This window comes from Verrucosispora sioxanthis (assembly GCF_010560025.1).
Classification (GTDB): Bacteria; Actinomycetota; Actinomycetes; order Mycobacteriales; family Micromonosporaceae; genus Micromonospora; species Micromonospora palythoicola.
Map to the genome: position 1 here is coordinate 137,845 of NZ_SAIY01000012.1, position 19,765 is coordinate 157,609.

Here is a 19,765-nt window from a genome sequence, read left to right on the forward strand (position 1 = left end):
CCGCGCGGCGACGGTCAGCCCGACGTGGGGAAGAGCCCCCCGAAGGGCACGACGGTCACCGCCGCACCGTTGAGCAGTGACCGGGCCGGTCGGTCGGCGTCGCCGACCCCCGCGAGCGCCAACTGCCCCACCAGCAGCGGCCCCCGGGTCGTTATCCGCAACTCGTCGCCGTCGCGGACCGCCTCGATGATCGTGTCGCCGTCCACGTCGTGCACCACGGCTTGCCCGTCCGCCGCCCCCCAGCAGACCACGGTGACCTCCCGGAAGGGCCCGTCGCCGACCGTGGCCCCCGGCGTGACCAGCGGCAGCAGCGCACCCCGGCGCACGTACAGCGGCATCCGGGACAGCGGCGCGCGCACCCGAAGATGCCGGCCGCCCTGATGCAGTTCGCCGGTGGCGGCGTCGAACCAGTCGTCGCCGACGGGCAGGTACACGTCCCGCACCCCGGACGCATCGGTGACCGGCGCCACCAGCAGGTCCGTCCCGAGCCGGTACTGCAGGTCGGTGGTCCAGGCCGTCGGATCCTGCGGGGTGTCGACAAGCAGGGCCCGCATCATCGGTACGCCGGTGCGGGCCGCCTGCACCGCCGCCGACCACAGGTACGGCATCAACCGGTAGCGCAGCCGCAGCGCAGCCACCGCGAGTTGTTCCGCCTCGGCCGGGAACTCCCACGGCAGCCGGCTGGTGGTGCCGTGCAGCCGGACCAGTGGCGACAGCGCACCGAACTGCGACCAGCGTACGTACAGGTCGGGTTCCGGGGTGCCGTGGAAGCCGCCGGTGTCGTGGCTCCAGAACGGCACCCCCGACAGGCCGTGCGACAGCCCTCCGCGCAGCGTGCTGGCCAGAGCCGGCCAGGTGGCGTTGACGTCGCCGCTCCACTGCGCGCTGTGCCGTTGCCCACCCAGGTACGACGAGCGCGCCCACACCGCCCGGTGGCCGGCCACCTCCTCGGTGACGCCGGCGACCACGTCGTTGAACAGCAGGGCGTACACGTTGTGCAGCTCGACGCCGCTCATCCCGTTGTGGGCCACCGCGTCGGCGGGCACCCCCTCGGCGAAGTCGGTCTTGAACACCGCCACGCCCTGGCGCAGCAGCGGCCGCAGCAGCCCGGTGAACCAGTCCACCGCAGCCGGGTTGGTCAGGTCCACGATGGCCGAGGCCGGGTAGCTGCCGTGCCACACGTCGGCGACGTACGTGCTGCCGTCGGGTCGCCGCAGGAAGTAGCCCGCCGCGTCGGCCTCGGCGTAGAGCGGACTGGCCGTCATCAGGTAGGGATTCATCCAGAGGCAGACCCGGAAGCCCTGCTCGGACAGGGTCCGCAGCATCCCGGCCGGGTCGGGAAACGCCTCGGTGTCCCAGCGCAGGTCCGACCAGTTGCCGGCGACCTGCCAGTAGCAGTCCAGGTGCAGCACGTCGCAGGGGATGTCGCGCTCGCGCAGGCGCCGGGCCCGCTCCAGCACCCGCTCCTGGCTGTCCGGGTAGAAGCCCGAGGAGACCCAGGTGCCGAAGGCCCAGCGCGGCGGCAGGTACGGCCGCCCGGTCAACTGGCCCAGCCGGTCCAACACCTCGGCGGGGGTCGGCCCGGCCAGCACGTAGTAGTCGAGCAGGTCGTCGGGGACCAGGATCTGCACCGCGCTGTGGGTGGACTGGCAGACGTCGAACTGCACCGGCAGCCCGCTGTCGACAAGCACCCCGTAGCCCCGGTTGGACAGGTAGAACGGCACGTTCTTGTGCGCCCGATCGGACTCGCTGCCGAAGGCGTCGAAGTTCCACATCAGAGCCCGCTGGCCGCGTTTGTCCAGTGGGGTGAACTTCTCGCCGAAGCCGACGAACCGCTCGTCGCCGGGGGCGACGAAGCTCTCGTGCCAGGCGACCCGGACGCCGTCGGTGGTGGAGTGGCCGAACGGGAGGGTGCGTTGCCGGCCACTGATGTCGACCGTGCCCGGATCCTGCTCCACCAGCAGCGTGCCGTCGGGGCGCAGGAACCGGATGTGCCACGGGTCGAGCCGGATCTCGGCGACCAGCGCGCCGGCGTCGATCCGCAAGTGCCGGTCGTCGACGGTGACGGTGGCCGGGTGGGTACCGGGATGCACCAGCGGCATCAGTCGGGCCGACCGGCTGCGGGCCTGCGGATCCTCGGCGAGCCGTACCCGGATCATGCCGTCGCCGGCCGCGTCGACGCGCACCACCGCGGTCATCCCGTCGGCCAGCACCGCCTTGACGGTGGCTCCGTGTGCGTCGGTGCCGGCGATCTCGGCCCGGCTCACCACGGCCGGGCCACCCTCACCGGGGGTGCGCACCGGCAGGTCGGGTGGGTCGGCGACGAAGGTCTCGTAGGGCACCAACGGCGGTCGGTACGGCATCAGCTCTCCTTGGCGGCGTTCACGGCGGTGCCGACAGTTTCTTTAACTATCCAACGAACTGTCAACGATGAGCGTAGATATGAGCTGGCGCTGGGCTGTTGACATGGGTCGGAGTGATCCATAGTTTGGACGCATCCTCAACTAAACCGGCGGGCTGGTGATGGTGATGTGGACCGACGGCCCGCTCTGCCACGGCGGCGACTACAACCCCGAGCAGTGGCCGGCGCAGGTCTGGTCCGAGGACGTCGTGCTGATGCGCCAGGCCGGGGTCAATCTCGTCACCGTGGGGGTGTTCGCCTGGTCCCGGCTCGAACCGGCACCCGGCCGGTACACCTTTGGCTGGCTCGACCAGGTGCTCGACCTACTGCACGCCGGTGGCGTACGGGTAGCCCTGGCCACCCCGACCGCCTCGCCACCACCGTGGTTCTCCCTGGCCCACCCGGGCGCGCTGCCCGTCACCGCCGAGGGGATCCGGCTGCACCACGGCAGCCGGGACACCTACTGCGCCGCCACCCCCGCCTACCGCGAGGCCGCGCTGTGCATCACCGCCGCCCTGGCCGACCGGTACGCCCACCACCCGGCGTTGGCCGGCTGGCACGTACACAACGAGTACGGCACCACCTGCCACTGCGAGCACACCGCCCGGGCCTTCCGGCGCTGGCTGGCCACCCGCCACGGTGACCTGGCCGCCCTCAACGACGCCTGGGTCACCAGCTTCTGGAGCCAGCACTACTCCGACTGGACGCAGATCAGCACCCCCCGGGCCACCCAGTACCTGTCCAATCCCGGCCAGCTGCTCGACTTCCGCCGCTTCTGGTCGGACACCCTGCTCGCCGCGTACACCGAGCAACGTGACCTGCTGCGGGCAGCGAACCCGGCGCTCACCATCACCACCAACTACGTGCTCGGCGACTGGGTGCCGGTCGACCACGCCCGCTGGGCCACCGAGGTCGACCTGGTCGCGGTCGACCACTACCCGTCCGCCGTCGACGGCGGCGCCGAGGAGCAGACCGCGCTGGTCGCCGACCTGGCCCGTGGTTGGGCCCGACACGCCGCCGCCCGCCGGCACCCCGGCTCGCCGCCGTCCGGCGGTGCGGCGGCATGGCTGCTGATGGAGAGCGCGCCCAACCAGATCCACACCGCCGGACGGATGCACACCAAGGAACCGGGGCGGATGCTGCGGCACAGCCTCGCCCACGTGGCCCGCGGCTCCCACGGCGCGATGTTCTTCCAGTGGCGGGCACCGGTCGGCGGTGCCGAGCGCTTCCACTCCGCCCTGGTGCCGCACGCCGGCCCGGACAGTCGGGTGTTCCGGGAGACCGTCGCACTCGGCGTCGCGCTGCGGCAGCTCGGTGAGGTTCGTGGCCGCGTCGAGGCGGACGTGGCACTCGTGGTCGACGCGGCCAGCGGCTGGGCGCTGCGCCATCCGGGCCTGCCGTCGACCCTGCCGGACCACCACGACGAACTCGCCGCCGCGCACCGGGCCCTGTGGCGCAGCGGGTACGCGTGCGACACCGTCACCCCGGGCGACCCGCTCGACGATTACCGGCTGCTCGTCCTACCCGCCGTCTACCTGATCGACGACGCCACCGCCGACTGGCTGCACGGCTACGTCCACGCTGGCGGCCACCTGCTGGTCACCTACCTCAGCGGCGTCGCCGACGAACACGCCCGGGTGCGCCTCGGCGGCTATCCGGGCGCGCTACGGGACCTGCTGGGCGTGTACACCGAGGAGTTCCACCCCCTCGCCGCCGACGACCACGTCCTGCTCGACGGCGGCGGCACCGGACGGATCTGGGCCGAGACGCTGCGCCTGACCGGTGCCGACACGATCGTCTCCTACGCCGGGGGCGTACTCGACGCGATGCCCGCCGTCACCCGGCACCGGGCCGGCGCCGGCACCGCCTGGTACCTGTCCACCCGCCTCGACGACACCACCTACCGGCGGCTGCTCGGCACCGTCGCTCGGGCGGCCGGCGTCACCACCGTCTGCCCGGACGCACCCGAGGGAGTCGAGGCGGTACGCCGCCGCGACGGCGAGGCGAGCTGGCTGTTCCTGCTCAACCACACCGGTCACGAGCAGCGCGTGCCGGCACGCGGAATGGAACTGCTCACCGCGACACCGATCGACCGGGCGGTCACCCTGTCACCCGGCGGTGTCGCGGTGCTCCGCGAGCACAAGGGTTGATCCGTCGGCACCGGCTGGCTAACCTCGCACCTGCGCGTCGGGAACGCGCCGAGACTCGCCGGTAGGCTCGAAGCCACCCCCTCACACCACCCGTCGAGCGACGGACACCGAAGCTCAGTTCCGCCCGTGCGAGTCCGGGCGAGGAGTGAGGTGCCCTGTGAAGGACCTGCCCGACAACCCCAGCCTCGACCACCTGCGTCAACAGGCCAAGAACCTGCTCGCCGGCCTGCGCGACATCGACCCGGCCGCGACGCTGACCACCGCTCAGGCGCGGCTCGCCGAGCAGTACGGCTTTCCCACCTGGGCAGCGTTGAAGACCGAGGTCATCCGGATGCGGGGCCGGGCCGAGGCCGCCGAGGCGTCCCTGGCCCACGCGATCGCCGCCAGCTACGGCCTCGGTGACGTCGTCGGCCAGATGCGCACCGTCGCCCGTGCCGACGACATGGGGCGTCGCTGGTCGCTGGTGACGGACCGGGGCCGCTGGGCGGTGCGGACGATGGACACCTGGTGGCCCATCGTCGACGCCGAGACCGACGTGGCGTTGCAGCAGGCCGCCGCAGCCGCCGGTGTCCTGCTGCCCGCTCCGGTGCGCAGCCGTGCGGGCCGGATCGTCGAGACCATCGGCGGACACCGCTGGCGGGTCTACCAGGGGCTGCGTTCCGGGCCACCGCTGCTCGCCCCGGCCCGCTCGTCGGTCACCCGCGCGGTCGGCGGTGTCCTCGCCACGATCCACGGGCTCCGCCTGCCGGTCGATCGGGTCAGCCCGTGGCCCGGCACCCGGTTGGCCACGGGAGCTGGCCCGAACTCGCCGCCGTCGCCGCGGCTCGCCAGGCCAGCTGGGCCGCCGCGCTCGGCGCGGCGGTGGCCACCCTGACGGACCTCGACGGCATCGGCAGGGTCACCGGGACGCCGGAACCTGTGCTCTGCCACAACACCCTCGGTCCGGCGAGCACCCGGCTGGCCGCCGACGGCCACCTCGTCGTCGTCGGCTGGGAACATGCCGGCGGTCAACCGCCGAGCTGGGAGCTGGCCAACGCGCTGCTGGACTGGGCGGTGGTCCCCGGTGGGTCGGTCAATGTGGCCGGCGCACGCGCGTTGCTCGACGGGTACCGCGCGACGGCGGGCACCCTGCCGCCGCTGGACCTGACCGCGTTCCGTGGCGCGGTCACCAGCCTCGCCAACTACGTCTTCGGTCAGGTGGACGCCGCCCTGGAGGCAACCGACGACGAGGAGCGGCGGTACGCCGACCGCAGCGTCGCGCACCTACTGACGCACCTGCCCACCCGCGCGGTCCTGGAACAGCTGCTGGACGCGGCCACCGGGGCGGTACGCCGCTGACCGTGACCGGGCAGCTCAGCCCGGTCACGGCTGCGGTCGAGGGCGGTGCGCGACGGCGGGCTCAGCCGGTGGCGACGGCGGCGCGGGAACGGTCGGCGGCGATCCGCACCGCCATCGCCGCCAGCACCGTGCCCATCAGCATCCGCTGGACGCGCAGCCACAGTGGCCGCCGGCTGAGGAAACCGGCGATGCCACCGGCGGTGAGCACGATCAACGTGTTCATCGTCAGCGCCACGGCGATCTGGGTCAGACCGAGCAGCAGGCTCTGCCCGGCGACGTTGCCGCGTGCCGGGTCGATGAACTGCGGCAGCAGCGACACGTACAGGATGGCGATCTTCGGGTTGAGCAGGTTGGTGACCAGACCCATGGTGAACAGCCGGCGGGCCGGATCCGGTGGCAGCGGCGCCGGGTTGAACGGCGACTGCCCGCCCGGGCGCAACGCCTGCCACGCCAGCCACAGCAGGTACGCCGCGCCGGCCAGCTTGACCGCCGTGTACAGCGCCGGTACCAGCACGAACACGGTGGCGATGCCGGCGACCGCCGCACCCAGGTAGACCGCGAAGCCGGCGGCGACCCCGAGCAGCGAGATCAGCCCGGCTCGTCGGCCCTGGGTCACCGACCGCGACACCAGGTAGACCATGTTCGGCCCTGGCGTCAGCACCATCCCGAGAGCGACCAACGCGATGCCCACAATTGCGGCCGTACCGACCATGTCCGTGACCCCCGTCCCACCGTGAACCTGAGCCTAGGGCACCGGGGAATGCCGGCCGGGCCCGTGACGCTGCCCCATCGGGAGACGGTGGTCACGTTACGGTTGTCCGGGGAGGTGGCGAGGGTGGAGATGCGGTGGGAGGCGTCGGTCGAGGCGCAGATCCGGGCGGCGCAGGAGCGCGGCGAGTTCGACAATCTGCCCGGTGCGGGCAAGCCGATCGCCGGTCGGGGTCTGCCCTACGACGAGTCCTGGTGGATCAAGAGTTTCCTGGAGCGCGAACAGGTTCCGACCAACCTGTTGCTGCCCACCCCGCTGCTGCTGCGTCGGCGCATCGAGCAACTACCCGACGAGGTCCGGGATCTGCCCACCGAGCAGGCGGTGCGGGCGGTCGTGGCCGATCTCAACGCCGAGGTGCTGGCCTGGCTGCGTAACCCGTCCGGCCCACGGGTCGTGGTGCGTCCGGTGGACGCCGACGCGGTGGTGCGCCGGTGGCAGGACGAGCGGCGCAAGGCCGCACCGTCGACACCCGCCGCCCAGTCGCCGGCGCCACGTCGGCGTTCCTGGTTCCGTCGCCGGGCCACGTGATGGCAACGCTGCGCGTCCTGCTCGGCAAGTCCGCTGTGCAGGTCGACCACCGGCGAGCCGACCGATTCGCCGAGACCGGACGGGACCGCCCATGAACACCGCCCCCGGGGAGCAGTTGCCGATCACCGTCTATAGCCGGCCTGGCTGCCCCTACTGCTACCTGCTGCGCCGCGGCCTCAAGCGGCGCAAGCTGGCCTTCACCGAGGTCGACATCTGGGCAGATCCGGCCGCGGCGGCAGCGGTGCGGGCGGTGGCCGACGGCAACGAAACCGTTCCCACCGTGCACGTCGCCGGGCAGTGGTTGGTCAACCCGCGTGCGGCGCTCGTCGCCACCCTCGCCCGACCCTGACACCGGGCACCGGTCGGCTCGGCCCGCGCTTCTCGCCGCGCCACGCATCGCCAGCTCGCTGGACCGGTTTCAGCTCCGGCTCGATCTTCGCCCGGTAGATCGCACGGGTTTCGTGTCGGCGCCCCTCATCGAATTATCGAATTATCGAATTATCGTTTACAAAAATACTCTAATTATCGTCCAGCAATCGGACATAACGTGCGCACATCATAATGACTGTTAAGATGCGTAAGGATTCAAGCTGGTGTCGTCAGGTGGCTGTGGCGGCGCGGAAGAGCTGGACGACCCCGGTGATGTTGTCCTGGCCGTGGCCTTTGCTGATCGCCCGCTGGAAGGTGTCGGCGGTGGCATTGGTCAGGACGACGGTGGCCTGACGTGAGGCCGCGTCCGCGACGGCGTACCGCAGGTCCTTGGCGACCAGATCGATCGGAAAGGCCGCCGGGAATGCGCGGCCCAGCATGGCGGTGGCGGCGGTGGCGGCTGCCGGGCTCGCCACCGGGGTGGCGGCGAGCACCTCGACGGCGCGGGCCGCCTCCAGGTTCGTGTCGTGCAGTGCGCTGAGAAGCTCGGCAACGGCGGCGACCTGCACGGCGAACAGCGAGTTGACGAGCAGCTTCATCCGGGCGCCGGTCCCGGCGGGTCCCATGTGGTGCACGGCGCCGCCGATCTGCCGCAGCACCGGCTCGATCCGGCGGCCAACCGCCGGATCCCCGCCGACGAGAAAGATCAGTGCGCCGGAATCGGCCTGGGGACGTGAGCCCAACACCGGTGCGTCGAGAAACTCCACACCGCACTGGACGCACCGCTCGGCGAGTTGGTCGGAGAAGGCCGGGGTCACGGTGGAACAGTCGACGGCGATGGTGCCGGGTGCCATGGCTGCCAGCGCGCCGGTGCCCGGGGTCAGCCAGACCGCACGGCCGGCGTCGTCGTCGCGCACCATGCTGAGCACGAGGTCGCTCTGCACCGCAGCGGCTGCCGGGGTCGCCGCTGCGGTGGCGCCGGCCTCGGCCAGCGGCTGTGCCGCCTCGGCCGTGCGGTTCCACACCCTGACCTGGTGTTCGCCCGTGGCCAGCAACCTGCGGGCCATCCGCGAGCCCATCGCGCCGAGTCCCAGTACGGCGATTCTCATGCTGCTCCTTCGGTGGTAGCAGTGCTTCCGATGATCTTCATGCCAATCACTCTGCTGCTCACCGGTGAGGTTATGAATGCCCGCGCCGCTCAGTTGTTTGTCCGCCACGCTCACCGCGCCTGTCGGTGTGCGCCTCACCGTCCTACCTTGTGGGGATGGACGTTCTCGGTGACGTGCTGGCGATGGCCCGGGTCGACGCGAGCCTGATGGCCACCTTCGACGCACGAGCTCCCTGGGCCATCGAGCTGCCGGCCCGCCGGGGTGCCTCGTTCCACGCCGTGGTTGCGGGGACCTGTTGGCTCACCACTGACAGCGCACCGCCCCGTCACCTGGCCCCGGGTGACCTCGTGCTGCTGCCCGCCGGGGCGCGGCACCAGTTGGCCACCGATCCGGCCCTGCCGACACGCCGGTTCGACGAGGACCTCAAACGCAGCCTTATCAGCCCTGACGGCGAGTTGGTGCTCGATGGGCCCGGCGCGCGAACCCGGATCCTCTGCGCGGGTTACAGCTACCAGACCGACATCGCCCATCCGGTGCTGAGCCTGCTGCCACCGGTGCTGCACGTGGCCACCGCGCAACCCGAGAGCGGACCATGGCTGCGCTCCGTCCTGGACCTGTTGGCCCACGAGACCCGCAGCGGTGCCGCCACCGGCTCCGCCACCGCCGCCGTACGCCTGCTCGACCTGCTGCTGATCCACGTCGTCCGGACCTGGCTCGACACCGACGATGGCACCACGAGCGCCTCCTGGCTGCGCGGACTTCGCGATCCGCTCACGGCACACGTACTGGCCGTCCTGCACGAACGACCCGGCCACGATTGGACACTCGACACCCTCGCCGCAACCGTCAACGTCTCCCGAGCCACTCTCGCCCGACGGTTCACCCGCCAGGTCGGTGAACCCCCACTGACCTACCTGACCCGGTGGCGCCTCAACCTCGCAGCCCGCAAGCTACGTGACACCGCCCTCCCGGTCGCGGCCATCGCCCACCAGGTCGGCTACACCTCCGAATTCGCCTTCAGCCGCGCCTTCACCCGCGCCCACGGTCGCCCACCCGGCCGCTACCGCCGGCTCACCGCCACGAAAGGCTGAGCAACCACGGACAACACGCCAGCGAACAGCTACCAGCGGTCCGAGCAGCCGTTCGAGCGGAGCCGATGGAAATCCGTTTGAGCCCTTCCCGCCGCTGCCATAGGTTGCCGACGACCCCTGGCAGCGAGGCAGAGGACAACCGCGTGACCCCGCCTGCTCTCTAGACCTGACATTCACCGCTCACTGGTGGCCGACGCTTCCGTCGGCTCTGCCGGGCTGCGTCTGTGCGCCCGGTCGTACCGCGTTTGAGGCCGCGCTCATTCGGCCTCGTGTCAGGTCTTTCGGAGCAATCGTGTCTTCACAACCTCATATCGTGCTGCCCTGGGTCGTCCGTCGGACCAGGCTGCCGCTGCTGTCGCTGCGATGTGTCGACTGCCGGTCGGAGTCGGCCACCACCGGCGCGGGCAGGTTCCGCGTCAACGCCAACCACAAGTTGCTGGACGTGTGGCTGCTGGTCCGCTGCGTGTCCTGCGACCGGACCAGCAAACTCACCGTGCACGAACGCACCCCGGTCAGATCCTTCGATCCGGCCGAGTTGCGCGGATACCGCCTCAACGATCCGGCGCTGGTGGCGTCGCGGCTGCTCGATCCGCAGCTCGCCCGCCGCAACCGCTTCGCTCTCGACTGGACGGGGGCCTGGCGGCTGGTCACCCCGTCGGAGTGGCCCGACCAGACGTGGCCGGTCCAGGTGGCGGTCGTCTTCGACGATCCGGTACCGGTGCGTCCGGAACGGCTCATCGCGTACGGGCTCGGCCTCAGCAGGGGCGAGGTACTGCGTCGGATCAAGTGCGACATTCCGTTGCGTCGTCCGCGGAGTACCGGGTTCACCTTCACCGTGACGGCCGGGGACTGACGCGGGTGGCCGGGCGGGGTCCACTCGACCCGCCCGGCCACGGAATACACGCGCGGCCGTCACCGCCCCAGCGGGCGGCGCAGACGGCCGGGTCAGCGGGAAGGTCGCCCGTACGCCGCGCGGGCCCGCGCCACCTCGGCCGCTTGGCGCTCGCGCCAGCGTTGCTGCGCCAGGCGGTTGCAGGTCCGGCAGACCCGCCGGAGGCGCCCCGTCGCCGGATCGGTCTCCCGCTCGTGCCCGTTGCGGCAGCGTGGACGTTGGGTCCGTGCCCGGCAGTTGTCCGCATGGCTGAGCTGGCGCAGATGGGTCGGCTCGATGCAGTCCGGCGCGCCGCAGTCGTGGTGGACTTCCAGGGTGGGGTCGTAGCCGCCGACGAACACCACGTACGCCGCGATGTGTGCCCAGGCCCGTCCGGCGAGCTTCTGGTACCCGCCGCGCCGGCTGCCGTATCCGCGCACGATCAGGCATCCGTTGTCGGCCCGTGTCGAGCGGGCGAGCAGATACGCCCGCAGGGTGTCCTCGGTGAAGTGTCGGGACAGACCGGTGACCTGAGACAGCACCGGGCCAGCGTAGGGGTCGGGTGCGACGCGATGTACCGTCCTGCCGATCATGATGTGTCGGCGCGCCTGATCGTCTACCCACACCAGGACTGAGAGCATTTTTCACATGCGTCCGCACGACACTCCGGTGCAGTACCGCCCGTCGGCCTATCCGGCCCTGCCCGACGGACCGATGGCCGTCACCGACGCATGGTTGCGCAACCGACGGTTGAGCGAGCACACCCGTGACGCGTACCGCCGGGACGTCGCCGGCTGGCTGGCCTGGTGTGCCGCCCGGCGACTGGACCCGCTGCGGGCGAACTTCCTGCACGTCAACGAGTACGGGCGGGCGTTGGAGAACACCGTCTCCGCCCGGACCGGCCGTCCGTTGACCCCGGCGACGGTGGCCCGGAAGCTGTCCGCGCTGTCGAGCTGGTACGACTTCCTGGTCAAACTGCGGGCGGTGGAGCTGAACCCGGTGGCCGGGGCCGACCGGCCACGGGTCGACCGGGACCATTCCGGCACGGTCGGTCTGGCCCCGGACGAGGTGGACGCGTTGCTCTCGGCGGCCGAGGCCGAGACGGGGCCGACCGCCGCCCGCAACCGGGCCGCCGTCGCGCTGCTGGCCGATCTGGGACTGCGGGTGGGGAACTGGTCTCGCTGAACCTGGACGACCTGGGCGCCGAGCGGGGGCACCGCAGCGTGCGCTTCGTCGGCAAGGGCGGGCGGGCACGCCGCCGGGCGTTGACCCCGGGCACGGCGTACGCCGTCGACGCGTACCTGGCCGAGCGGGCCGCCGTCCAGCGGGTGCCGGTGGCGGAGCTGACCGGTCCGCTGCTGGTCACCGCCAGCGGTGCCCGCCTCGACCGGCACTCGGTGTTCCGGTTGGTCCGGCGGCTCGCCCGTGTCGCCGGGATCGCCGCGTGGGCCCGGCTGTCGCCGCACTCGCTGCGGCACGCCTTCGCCACCACCGCGCGCTCCGAGGGGGTGCCGCTGGAGGACGTGCAGGACGCGATGGGCCACGCCGATCCGCGTACCACCCGGCGCTACGACCGGGACCGGCACAACCTGGACCGGGATCCGGCGTACGCCATCTGGGCGGCGCGGGCCCGCCGCCGCGGCTGAGTGGTGGAATCAACCGCGCGTCGTGCGCACGCAGTACACGTCGCCGGAGTTGGCCTCGTGGGGCAGCGCGAGCAGGTGCGCGGCCATCTCCTCGGCATCGACCCAACGCCCCAGCGTCAGCGACTTGTCGTCGCCGAGGGCCACGTCGAAGCCGGCGAAGCCGAGGGCGGCGAGCCGGTCCAGGCAGCGGACCGCGACCGCCCGTCCGATCGTGGTGAACTCGAAGGACAGGGCGGGCAGGGGATGGCTCAGGCCGGCGAGCACGGCGTCCTCGAAACCCTCCACGTCGATCTTGACGAAGTTGGGCGTGCCGTGTTCGGCGATCAGCGTGTCGACGGTGGTCACCGGCACCTCGATCTGGCCGTCCCATACCTGGCCCTCCCAACCGCCGGCCCCGGCGGCGGCCGCGACGAAGTCGGTGGAGGCGGTGGAGACGGTGGGATTGGCCGAGTTGACCAGGAAACCGATCCGACCGGCCTGGGCACCGCAGGCCGCCTCGATCGGCGTGACCTGGTCGTCGTCGGCGTAGATGGCCCGCAACGCCCGCAGGCACAGCGGTTGCGGCTCGACGGCGATGACCCGGGCACCGAGCCGACGGAAGCTGCCGATGTGGTCCCCGACATGCGAACCGATGTCGAAGACCAGGTCGCCGGGGCCGACGAAGCGGGCGTAGAAGGCGTCCATCGCCGCGTCCCGGTCCGGGTTGCCGTAGTAGACCTCTAACGATCGGCGCAGCGAGGCGGTGCGTGGGTCGGTCTTGAGCGCCTCGACCGCGGCGGAGTGGGTACCCATCGCAGCACCTTAACCCGCACCCCGCGCCCGTCGTGGCCGTCCGCGCGCCCGCTGGTCACCCGCGGTGACGCACTCCGGTGTCCCCGGTTGTCGGCCCACCGACGCCCTACCCGTGCGACGCTCGCAGCAGCGGCTGCCACCAGGTCGGATACCGCTCGCCGGCTGCCGAGCCGGTGATGATCCCGCTCCGGAGGATCTTGTTAGCCTCGGTGTATGGAATCCCCGTCGCCGGGTCGCCCGTCGGACCTGATGTTCCTGCTCAGCTGGGCCAGTCACGCGCTGCGCGCGGAGCACGCCGCCGGCATGGCCGAATTGGGGATCTCGCCCAGGGCGTACGGGGTGCTACTACGCGCCCGCGGCGGTGACCTGACCCAGCGCCAGATCGGCGAGTTGTGCGGCGTGGACAAGACCACCATGGTGGTGACCCTGGACCAGTTGGAGGCCAGCGGCCTGGCCCGACGCGTGCCCGCGCCGAGCGATCGCCGGGCCCGGCTGGTCGAGGTGACGCCGCAGGGGGAGCGGGTGCTCGACCAGGCCCGGCAGATCGCCGCCCGCCTCGAAACGGATGTGCTCGCGACACTGCCAGAGGCCGATCGCGAGGTGTTCCTCCGGGCCATCCGGCGGCTGGTGGACGAGCGGCTCTCCGGTGCCCGCACGTCCGGAGTGGCCGGCTCAGTCTGCTGACGGTCCCACGATCGGGAGTCCGCACCATTCCGTCCCGTATCAGATAGTCTCGTGCGGGACTATCTGATACGGTCGCTGTTCAGATACCCCCTGCTTCGAGGAGTGGTTCATGAGCAGCACCGCCGCGCATCCCGTCAGCACCGCCACCCCCCTCCGCCGTCGGGCCCTCGGCGTGCTGGCGGCCGTCGCGGCCTGCGTCGCGATCTGGCTCGTCGGCGCGCTCGGCGGTGTCGACTACGCGGTCCGCAGCCCGGGGCAACCCGAGGTGGTGGTCAACCTCGTTCCGGTCGTCGTCGTCTCCCTCGGGTCGGCCCTGCTGGGCTGGGCGGCGCTGGCCATGCTGGAGCGGTTCGCCGGGCGACGGGCCACCACCATCTGGATCAGTCTGGCGGCGGTGGTGACGCTGCTGTCGTTCGTGCCGTTGTTCCAGGTCGACGCCACCGGCGGTGCCAAGATCACTCTTGGTCTGATGCATCTGGCGGTGCCGGCCGCCCTGGCCGCCCTGCTGCCGAAGCGCGGTCACTGACCACGCGCCGGACGACTTGACGGCGGGCGCGGAGCGCGTTAAATAAGGAAGTGGAAGTTGAGTCGGATGGACTCAACTAGGGACCTTCGGCCAGGAGAACCGAGGAGGCACACGATGCTGATGCGCACCGACCCGTTCCGTGAGATCGACCGGCTCGCCGAGCAGTTCTTCGGCAGCACCAGCCGCCCGGCCGTCATGCACATGGACGCCTACCGCGACGGCGACTTCTTCTACGCCGCCTTCGACCTGCCCGGAGTCGACCCGGAGAGCATCGACTGCACGGTGCAGCGCAACGTGCTGACCGTGCGCGCCGAGCGGCGCCGTCCCGCCGGCGACAACGTCGAACTCGTCGCCGCCGAGCGCCCGATGGGCGTCTTCAGCCGCCAGCTGTTCCTCGGCGACACCCTCGACACCGACAAGCTCGAAGCAGGCTACGACAACGGCGTGTTGACGCTGCGGATCCCGGTGGCCGAGCGGGCCAAGCCCCGCCGGGTCACCATCAGTGCGACCGGCAACGGCCGCAAGGAGATCAAGCCCTGATCGACGACCTACCCCGGGCGTGGCCGGGCGGGACGCGGTAGCCGCCCCGCCCGGCCACGTCTGCTTTTCCGCCCGCCGCGGCGGCCGATTCTCTACCGTCGAGTGGTGTGGGCGCTGCGCAGCCGTGGAGCAGACCGGCCCGGCGACGCCATCCGATGCGGGTCGGCCTCGTCGTCGCCGCAGCCGGGACGGCGCTGTGCTGTGTCGGGGTCGCCGGCCTGGGCGCCTGGAACCTGCAACTGGTCACCCAGGCCGCCGCCCCGGTGCGCCAGACCGCCGAGGGATTCCTGCGCGAAGTCACCACGGGCGACACCGGCAGCGCCTACGAGCGGCTCTGCGACGACGCGCGTACCCGGTGGAGCGAACTCGGTTTCGCCAGCTGGGTACGCACCCCGCCGGTGGTGCGCGACTACGAGATCGTGGACGTGTCCGTGGCCACCCGCGGCGGCCGACCCCACGGCAAGGTCACCGTGCTGCTGACCCGCGACAGCGGCAGCACCGAACAACGGAACCTGTCGGTGGTACGGGAGGACGGTGGCTGGCGCGTCTGCGGCGACCCGTACTGACCCGGCCACCGCCGTCACGCCGGGACCGGCTCGGCCGCCTCGACGAGCCGGCCGTCACGCAGCACCAACACCCGGTCGGCCAACTCCACGAGCGTCGGGTCGTGCGTGGCGACCAGGGCCGTCATCCCCCGGGCACGCACCACCGCCCGCAGCAGGTCCATCACCGCCCGGCCGGTCTCCGAATCCAACTGGCCGGTCGGCTCGTCGGCGATCAGCAGCGCTGGGTCGTTGGCCAACGACCGGGCGATCGCCACGCGCTGCTGCTGCCCGCCGGACATCTCGTACGGCCGCTGCGCGGCGTGCCCACCCAACCCGACCAGTTCCAGCAGCACCGACACGCGCTGCTCACGATCCGCCGCCGGCACCTTCGCCAGCCGCATCGGCACCCCCACGTTCTCCGCCGCGGACAGGATCGGCACCAGTCCGAAGGACTGGAACACGAACCCGATGGTGTCCCGACGCAGCCGCAGCAGCTCCTTCTCGCTGGCCGCCGTCACCTCCTGCCCGGCCACCCACACCCGCCCCGAGGTGGGCCGGTCCAGGCCACCGATCAGGTTCAGCAACGTGGTCTTGCCCGCCCCGGACCGGCCCCGCACCGCGACCAGCTCACCGCGACCGGCACGAAACGACACCTCCCGCAACGCGTGGACGACCCGGTCACCACCGCCGTAGTCGCGGCTGAGCCCCTCGACCCGGATCAGCTCCTGCTCGCTCACCGCGCACTCCTTCCGTCACCGGGACGGACCTGCACGTGGTCCGGCTCCAGGGTCAACCGCACCCGGTCGCGCAACGCCAACGCGTCGACGAAACCCGCCGGCAACTGCATCCGCCCGGCCCGGTCCAGCACCGCGTACTCCTCGGTCACCAACTCCTCGACGCCGTCGGCGCCGACCCGCGCGGTGCGGTGCACCTCCGAGGCGGTGCGGCCGTCGCGGATCGACACGGTACGGCGCACCTGCGAGGCGACCTGCGGGTCATGGGTCACCACCACCACGGTCACCCCCAGCTCGGCGTTGATGGTGCGCAGCGCGGAGAAGACCTCCCCGGCCGTCGCCTCGTCCAGCTCACCGGTCGGCTCGTCGGCGAAGAGCACCTCCGGGTCGTTGGCCACCGCCACCGCGACGGCACAGCGCTGCTGCTCGCCGCCGCTCATCTGCCCCGGCCGACGGTCCGCGCAGTAGCCGACGCCGACCATCTCCAGCAACTCCACCGCCCGCCGCCGCGCGGTCCGCCCACCCCGACGCGCCAGCCGCATCGGCAACTCCACGTTCTCCCGGGCGGTCAGGTACGGCAGCAGGTTGCGTGCGGTCTGCTGCCACACGAACCCGACGGTGTGCCGCCGGTAGCGCAGCCGCTTGGCCGCCGACATGGTCAGCAGGTCGTACCCGGCCACCCGGGCGATGCCCGCGGTCGGTGTGTCCAACCCGGACAGGATGTTCAGCACCGTCGACTTGCCGGAACCGGACGCCCCCACGATGGCGATCAGCTCACCACGGTCCACGACCAGATCGAGGCCCTGCAACGCGACGACCTCCACCCCCTCGCTGGTGAAGATGCGTACCAGCCCGTCGCAGACGATGTGCCCACGCAGCCGGTCGGCGCCACCGGCCCGCGCGGCGGCCCGCTCCGCCGCCCGTCGTTGCAGCGTCGCCAGGTCCGGACCATCAGACACCATCGTCACGGGTTCTCCTCTCCCAGCCGCAGCACCTCACCGAGGCGCATCCGCCGGTTCATCAGGTTCTCCACCACCAGCCCGGTCACCAGGCCCAGGACCACCAGACCCAGCACCGAGGCCAGCACCAACGGATCCAGGTGATCGCGCACCGGCACGCCGGGCACGAACGCGGACAGCCCGAGCGTCGGCCCCAGGATCCGGGGCAGGGCCGCACCCACCGCCGCCCCGGTCAGCGCCGCGACCAGGACCAGCGGCACCAACTCGTACACCAGCAGCCGCCGGCCACGGCCGGCGGACAGGCCCAGGGTGCGCAACCGGGACAGCATCCGGCCTCGCCCGGCAGCGTCGGCGACCACCGCGAACCCGACGGCCAGCACCGCCAGCGCGGTGCCGCCGGCCACGCCGGCGGTGAACGCCAGGGTCAGCACGTCGTTGGCGCCGGTGCGGTCAAGGTCCTCGCGGTACCCCCGCCACGTCTGCAACGACGCCGGCACCTGCGTCCGCGTCACCTCCACGCCGAGCACCGCGGCCTGCCGCCGCCGCTGCGCGTCGTCGGCCACCCCCAACAGGTCCGCCTCGTCGATGTCGTCACCGGCCACCAGATACCGGTTCGGGATGATCGGCGTGTACTCGTACTCCGGCAGCGCCTGCCACGGCAGCACCACGAACCGCTCGGTGCCCAACCCCACACCCGGGAAGGCCTCGACCACCTCGGCGACCCGGAACTCGTACAACCTGCCCTGCACGTCCACCGCAGCCTGGTCACCGACCTGCGTGGCCACCTGCGACGACACCACCGCCGGCACCGGCCCGTCACCCCGCGCGGCAGCCCGCAGGGCCGCCGGCACGTCCACCTCGACACCGCTGCGCGCCACCACCTGCGCGAACGCCGGGCCGTCCACCACCAGCACCCGGGCCGTGCCGATCTGCCGCGACGGCGACCCCGCCTCCGGCACCAGCCGCCGATTCGAGGCCACCCACACCCGAGCCACCGCCGTCACCCCGGACACCCTCGACAATGCGTCCTGCGCGTCGGGGGAGAAGGTGTACCCGGACAGCCAGGCGTCCGCCGGCACCGTCAACGTGGCCGCCCGGTCCCGGGCCGCCGCGACGGTGGAGGTGACCACCCCGCCGAACACCCCGGTGCTGACCGCGACGATCAGCACCGCCAGCGGACCCAACGCCACCGGCGCACCCCGTCCGGCGCGGGCCACACCGAGGAACAGCACCGCGCCCCGGGCCCGCGCGGCCAACCTGCCGGCCGCCCGCAGCGGCCACGGCACCAGCCGCACCGCCACCAGCGCGGCGGCGACCGCCACCAGCACCGGCACCGAACTGAGGTACGCGTCGACACCGGCACCCGGGTCGAGACCACGACAGCGCAGCAGCACCACCCCGAGCGTGGCCAGCACCAGCACACCGCCTCGACGGTCAGCCGCCGCGCCGACGGACGACGAAACGCCACATCGGCGCCCCTGACGACCCCGACCCGCCGCTGCGAGTGCATCGCCAACACCGGCACCACCGCGGTGGTGAGCACCGCCAACGCCAGCACCGCCCAGGGGAACCCATCGTCGCGACCCGGCACCCGGCTGCCGACGAGCCAACCGACGAGCACCGCCAACGGCTGCACCGGCGCGGACTCGGCCAGGGCCCGCAGCCCGACGGCGCTCAGGGCGGCACCCCGGGCCCGCAGCAGGGCAGACTCGTCACGTCGCCGCAGCACCGTCAACCGCGCCGCCAGCACGATCAGCCGAGGAGGCTGGCGACCAGCCCCGCCTGCACCACCGCGGCAGGGCCTGCACGGCGCGCAACTGCCCCGCGAACCGCGACAGCGCGCCGTCCAGCGACGTCTGCACCGTCGCGCCCGAACTCCACGACATGCGGCGGGCCTCCGCCACCGCCGCCGTCACCGACTCCAGCGTCGCCGCGTTCAGCCGCCGCTCGTCGAGGCGGTACCGCCAACCGCTGACCGCGGCGACCCCACTGCCGGCGGCGACGACGTCCACGCCGACCCAGTCGGTCACCCCCGCCACGACGTACGGCTCGCCGTCCAGCACCGGGACCACCGGCTCCAGCGCGTAGCCCAGATCGTCCCAGACCGGGTCACCGGCGTCGCGCGGCTCGAACACCCCGACGATGCGCGCATCCGCCTGACCGTCGCGTCCGGCGAACCGCAGCCGCTGACCGGCGCGCAGGGACAGCGTCTCGGCCACCGCCCCCGACACCACCACCTCCGCCGGGCCGCCCGGGCGGGTGCGCCAGCGTCCGGCGGTCAGCTCGGCCGCCTCCGCGACGCCGGTCTGGGCGCGCAGGCCGAACATCTTGCGGGCACCACCGTCCATCGGCGGTTCGTCGCCGACGGCGAACAGGTGCTCCTCGTCCAGCGACGCCGCGTACCACCGACGCTGCACCAGGCTCGGCAGCGGCTGCGGCAGCTCGGCCGCGTAGCGGCATCCAGATCGGCCTGCCCGGCCGCGGCCGGCGCGGGTCGCGGCCCGGCCAGGGACACGTCCCGCACCAGGTGCGGCAGCCGGGCCACGTCCGCGCGCAACCCCGGTCGGCGTACTCCCCGGTCAGCCGGGGCGCGGCGGTCAGCAGCAGCGCCGCCACCAACCCCAGCACCGCCAGAAGGCCCACCTGACCGCCGTACGCCCGGATCCGCCTCGCGCTCACGGTGCTGGCCTTTCGTTCGCGACTGCGGGGCTCG

General features: G+C 72.2%; 20 protein-coding genes and 1 pseudogene. 12 read left to right on the plus strand and 9 right to left on the minus strand.

Annotated features, from left to right (window positions below; genetic code table 11):
• Positions 1-14: 14 nt before the first annotated feature.
• On the minus strand, positions 15-2,363 hold the full coding sequence (locus ENC19_RS26880; protein WP_164449852.1) for a TIM-barrel domain-containing protein: 2,349 nt from the start codon (positions 2,361-2,363) through the stop codon (positions 15-17).
• A gap of 166 nt (positions 2,364-2,529) precedes the next feature.
• Here ENC19_RS26880 and ENC19_RS26885 point away from each other — a divergent pair, with 166 nt between their 5' ends.
• From ENC19_RS26885 to ENC19_RS29685, 3 genes are all read left to right on the plus strand, one after another.
• Entirely contained in the window at positions 2,530-4,551 is a 2,022-nt protein-coding gene (locus ENC19_RS26885) for a beta-galactosidase (RefSeq protein WP_208021032.1), read from the plus strand.
• A gap of 157 nt (positions 4,552-4,708) precedes the next feature.
• On the plus strand, positions 4,709-5,425 hold the full coding sequence (locus ENC19_RS29680) for a phosphotransferase (protein WP_208021033.1): 717 nt from the start codon (positions 4,709-4,711) through the stop codon (positions 5,423-5,425).
• Positions 5,413-5,889, plus strand: a complete 477-nt coding sequence (locus tag ENC19_RS29685) for a hypothetical protein (protein ID WP_208021034.1) — start codon at positions 5,413-5,415, stop codon at positions 5,887-5,889. Before ENC19_RS29680 ends, ENC19_RS29685 begins: the two co-directional genes overlap by 13 nt.
• Positions 5,890-5,950: 61 nt before the next feature.
• On the opposite strand, the gene ENC19_RS26895 is transcribed toward ENC19_RS29685, so the two are convergent.
• Complete coding sequence (locus tag ENC19_RS26895) at positions 5,951-6,601, minus strand: LysE family translocator (protein ID WP_164449853.1); 651 nt, start codon at positions 6,599-6,601, stop codon at positions 5,951-5,953.
• A gap of 129 nt (positions 6,602-6,730) precedes the next feature.
• On the opposite strand from ENC19_RS26895, the gene ENC19_RS26900 reads away from it, so the two are divergent.
• Together ENC19_RS26900 and ENC19_RS26905 are read left to right on the plus strand one after the other, a co-directional pair.
• Entirely contained in the window at positions 6,731-7,186 is a 456-nt protein-coding gene (locus tag ENC19_RS26900) for a DnaJ family domain-containing protein (protein ID WP_166459192.1), read from the plus strand.
• 91 nt (positions 7,187-7,277) lie between these two features.
• Complete coding sequence (locus ENC19_RS26905; RefSeq protein WP_164449855.1) at positions 7,278-7,535, plus strand: glutaredoxin domain-containing protein; 258 nt, start codon at positions 7,278-7,280, stop codon at positions 7,533-7,535.
• 250 nt (positions 7,536-7,785) lie between these two features.
• Here the strand turns inward: ENC19_RS26905 and ENC19_RS26910 are convergent, their stop codons facing one another.
• A complete protein-coding gene (locus tag ENC19_RS26910) occupies positions 7,786-8,889 on the minus strand; it encodes an NAD(P)-dependent oxidoreductase (protein WP_328824394.1) in 1,104 nt (367 codons plus the stop codon).
• Here ENC19_RS26910 and ENC19_RS26915 point away from each other — a divergent pair.
• On the plus strand, positions 8,814-9,755 hold the full coding sequence (locus ENC19_RS26915) for an AraC family transcriptional regulator (RefSeq protein ID WP_164449857.1): 942 nt from the start codon (positions 8,814-8,816) through the stop codon (positions 9,753-9,755). The genes ENC19_RS26910 and ENC19_RS26915 overlap by 76 nt on opposite strands.
• A gap of 313 nt (positions 9,756-10,068) precedes the next feature.
• Positions 10,069-10,608 carry a DUF1062 domain-containing protein gene (locus tag ENC19_RS26920; RefSeq protein WP_281603924.1) on the plus strand — a complete coding sequence of 180 codons (540 nt, stop codon included), beginning with the start codon at positions 10,069-10,071 and terminating at the stop codon, positions 10,606-10,608.
• Between the two features lie 92 nt (positions 10,609-10,700).
• Here ENC19_RS26920 and ENC19_RS26925 read toward each other — a convergent pair whose 3' ends face one another.
• Positions 10,701-11,168: an HNH endonuclease gene (locus tag ENC19_RS26925; RefSeq protein ID WP_164449859.1), complete on the minus strand. Its 468-nt coding sequence runs from the start codon at positions 11,166-11,168 to the stop codon at positions 10,701-10,703.
• Positions 11,169-11,274: 106 nt separating this feature from the next.
• Here ENC19_RS26925 and ENC19_RS26930 point away from each other — a divergent pair.
• Positions 11,275-12,272: pseudogene (locus tag ENC19_RS26930) on the plus strand (tyrosine-type recombinase/integrase).
• A gap of 9 nt (positions 12,273-12,281) precedes the next feature.
• Here ENC19_RS26930 and ENC19_RS26935 read toward each other — a convergent pair.
• Entirely contained in the window at positions 12,282-13,064 is a 783-nt protein-coding gene (locus ENC19_RS26935) for an FkbM family methyltransferase (protein WP_164449860.1), read from the minus strand.
• Positions 13,065-13,277: 213 nt separating this feature from the next.
• Here ENC19_RS26935 and ENC19_RS26940 point away from each other — a divergent pair, with 213 nt between their 5' ends.
• The 4 genes from ENC19_RS26940 to ENC19_RS26955 all read left to right on the plus strand — a co-directional run bounded on the left by ENC19_RS26940 (position 13,278) and on the right by ENC19_RS26955 (position 15,380).
• Entirely contained in the window at positions 13,278-13,748 is a 471-nt protein-coding gene (locus ENC19_RS26940) for a MarR family winged helix-turn-helix transcriptional regulator (RefSeq protein ID WP_164449861.1), read from the plus strand.
• A 109-nt stretch (positions 13,749-13,857) separates the two neighbouring features.
• A complete protein-coding gene (locus ENC19_RS26945) occupies positions 13,858-14,274 on the plus strand; it encodes a DUF6069 family protein (RefSeq protein WP_164449862.1) in 417 nt (138 codons plus the stop codon).
• Positions 14,275-14,388: 114 nt separating this feature from the next.
• On the plus strand, positions 14,389-14,814 hold the full coding sequence (locus ENC19_RS26950) for an Hsp20/alpha crystallin family protein (RefSeq protein WP_164449863.1): 426 nt from the start codon (positions 14,389-14,391) through the stop codon (positions 14,812-14,814).
• 107 nt (positions 14,815-14,921) lie between these two features.
• Complete coding sequence (locus tag ENC19_RS26955; RefSeq protein ID WP_164449864.1) at positions 14,922-15,380, plus strand: Rv0361 family membrane protein; 459 nt, start codon at positions 14,922-14,924, stop codon at positions 15,378-15,380.
• 14 nt (positions 15,381-15,394) lie between these two features.
• Here the strand turns inward: ENC19_RS26955 and ENC19_RS26960 are convergent, their stop codons facing one another.
• The 4 genes from ENC19_RS26960 to ENC19_RS26975 all read right to left on the minus strand — a co-directional run bounded on the left by ENC19_RS26960 (position 15,395) and on the right by ENC19_RS26975 (position 19,469).
• Positions 15,395-16,096, minus strand: coding sequence for an ABC transporter ATP-binding protein (locus ENC19_RS26960; protein ID WP_164449865.1), 702 nt, complete (start codon positions 16,094-16,096; stop codon positions 15,395-15,397).
• The gene (locus ENC19_RS26965) at positions 16,093-17,055 is read right to left on the minus strand and encodes an ABC transporter ATP-binding protein (protein ID WP_166459196.1); all 963 of its coding nucleotides are present in this window, start codon (positions 17,053-17,055) and stop codon (positions 16,093-16,095) included. The genes ENC19_RS26960 and ENC19_RS26965 overlap by 4 nt, the downstream gene beginning before the upstream one ends.
• 2 nt (positions 17,056-17,057) lie before the next feature.
• Positions 17,058-18,467 (minus strand): FtsX-like permease family protein, encoded by a 1,410-nt coding sequence (locus ENC19_RS31140; protein ID WP_164449866.1) that lies wholly within the window; start codon positions 18,465-18,467, stop codon positions 17,058-17,060.
• Between the two features lie 297 nt (positions 18,468-18,764).
• The gene (locus ENC19_RS26975) at positions 18,765-19,469 is read right to left on the minus strand and encodes an MDR/zinc-dependent alcohol dehydrogenase-like family protein (protein WP_164449867.1); all 705 of its coding nucleotides are present in this window, start codon (positions 19,467-19,469) and stop codon (positions 18,765-18,767) included.
• Between the last annotated feature and the right edge of the window lie 296 nt (positions 19,470-19,765).

What these genes read in the sequence shown, in the direction of transcription:
- ENC19_RS26885 (WP_208021032.1), top strand. Translation starts at nt 2,530, where the DNA reads ATGTGGACCGACGGCCCGCTCTGCCACGGCGGCGACTACAACCCCGAG.
- ENC19_RS26895 (WP_164449853.1), bottom strand. Translation starts at nt 6,601, where the DNA reads ATGGTCGGTACGGCCGCAATTGTGGGCATCGCGTTGGTCGCTCTCGGG.
- ENC19_RS26965 (WP_166459196.1), bottom strand. Translation starts at nt 17,055, where the DNA reads ATGGTGTCTGATGGTCCGGACCTGGCGACGCTGCAACGACGGGCGGCG.
- ENC19_RS26950 (WP_164449863.1), top strand. Translation starts at nt 14,389, where the DNA reads ATGCTGATGCGCACCGACCCGTTCCGTGAGATCGACCGGCTCGCCGAG.
- ENC19_RS26905 (WP_164449855.1), top strand. Translation starts at nt 7,278, where the DNA reads ATGAACACCGCCCCCGGGGAGCAGTTGCCGATCACCGTCTATAGCCGG.
- ENC19_RS26945 (WP_164449862.1), top strand. Translation starts at nt 13,858, where the DNA reads ATGAGCAGCACCGCCGCGCATCCCGTCAGCACCGCCACCCCCCTCCGC.
- ENC19_RS26900 (WP_166459192.1), top strand. Translation starts at nt 6,731, where the DNA reads ATGCGGTGGGAGGCGTCGGTCGAGGCGCAGATCCGGGCGGCGCAGGAG.
- ENC19_RS26880 (WP_164449852.1), bottom strand. Translation starts at nt 2,363, where the DNA reads ATGCCGTACCGACCGCCGTTGGTGCCCTACGAGACCTTCGTCGCCGAC.
- ENC19_RS26935 (WP_164449860.1), bottom strand. Translation starts at nt 13,064, where the DNA reads ATGGGTACCCACTCCGCCGCGGTCGAGGCGCTCAAGACCGACCCACGC.
- ENC19_RS26940 (WP_164449861.1), top strand. Translation starts at nt 13,278, where the DNA reads ATGGAATCCCCGTCGCCGGGTCGCCCGTCGGACCTGATGTTCCTGCTC.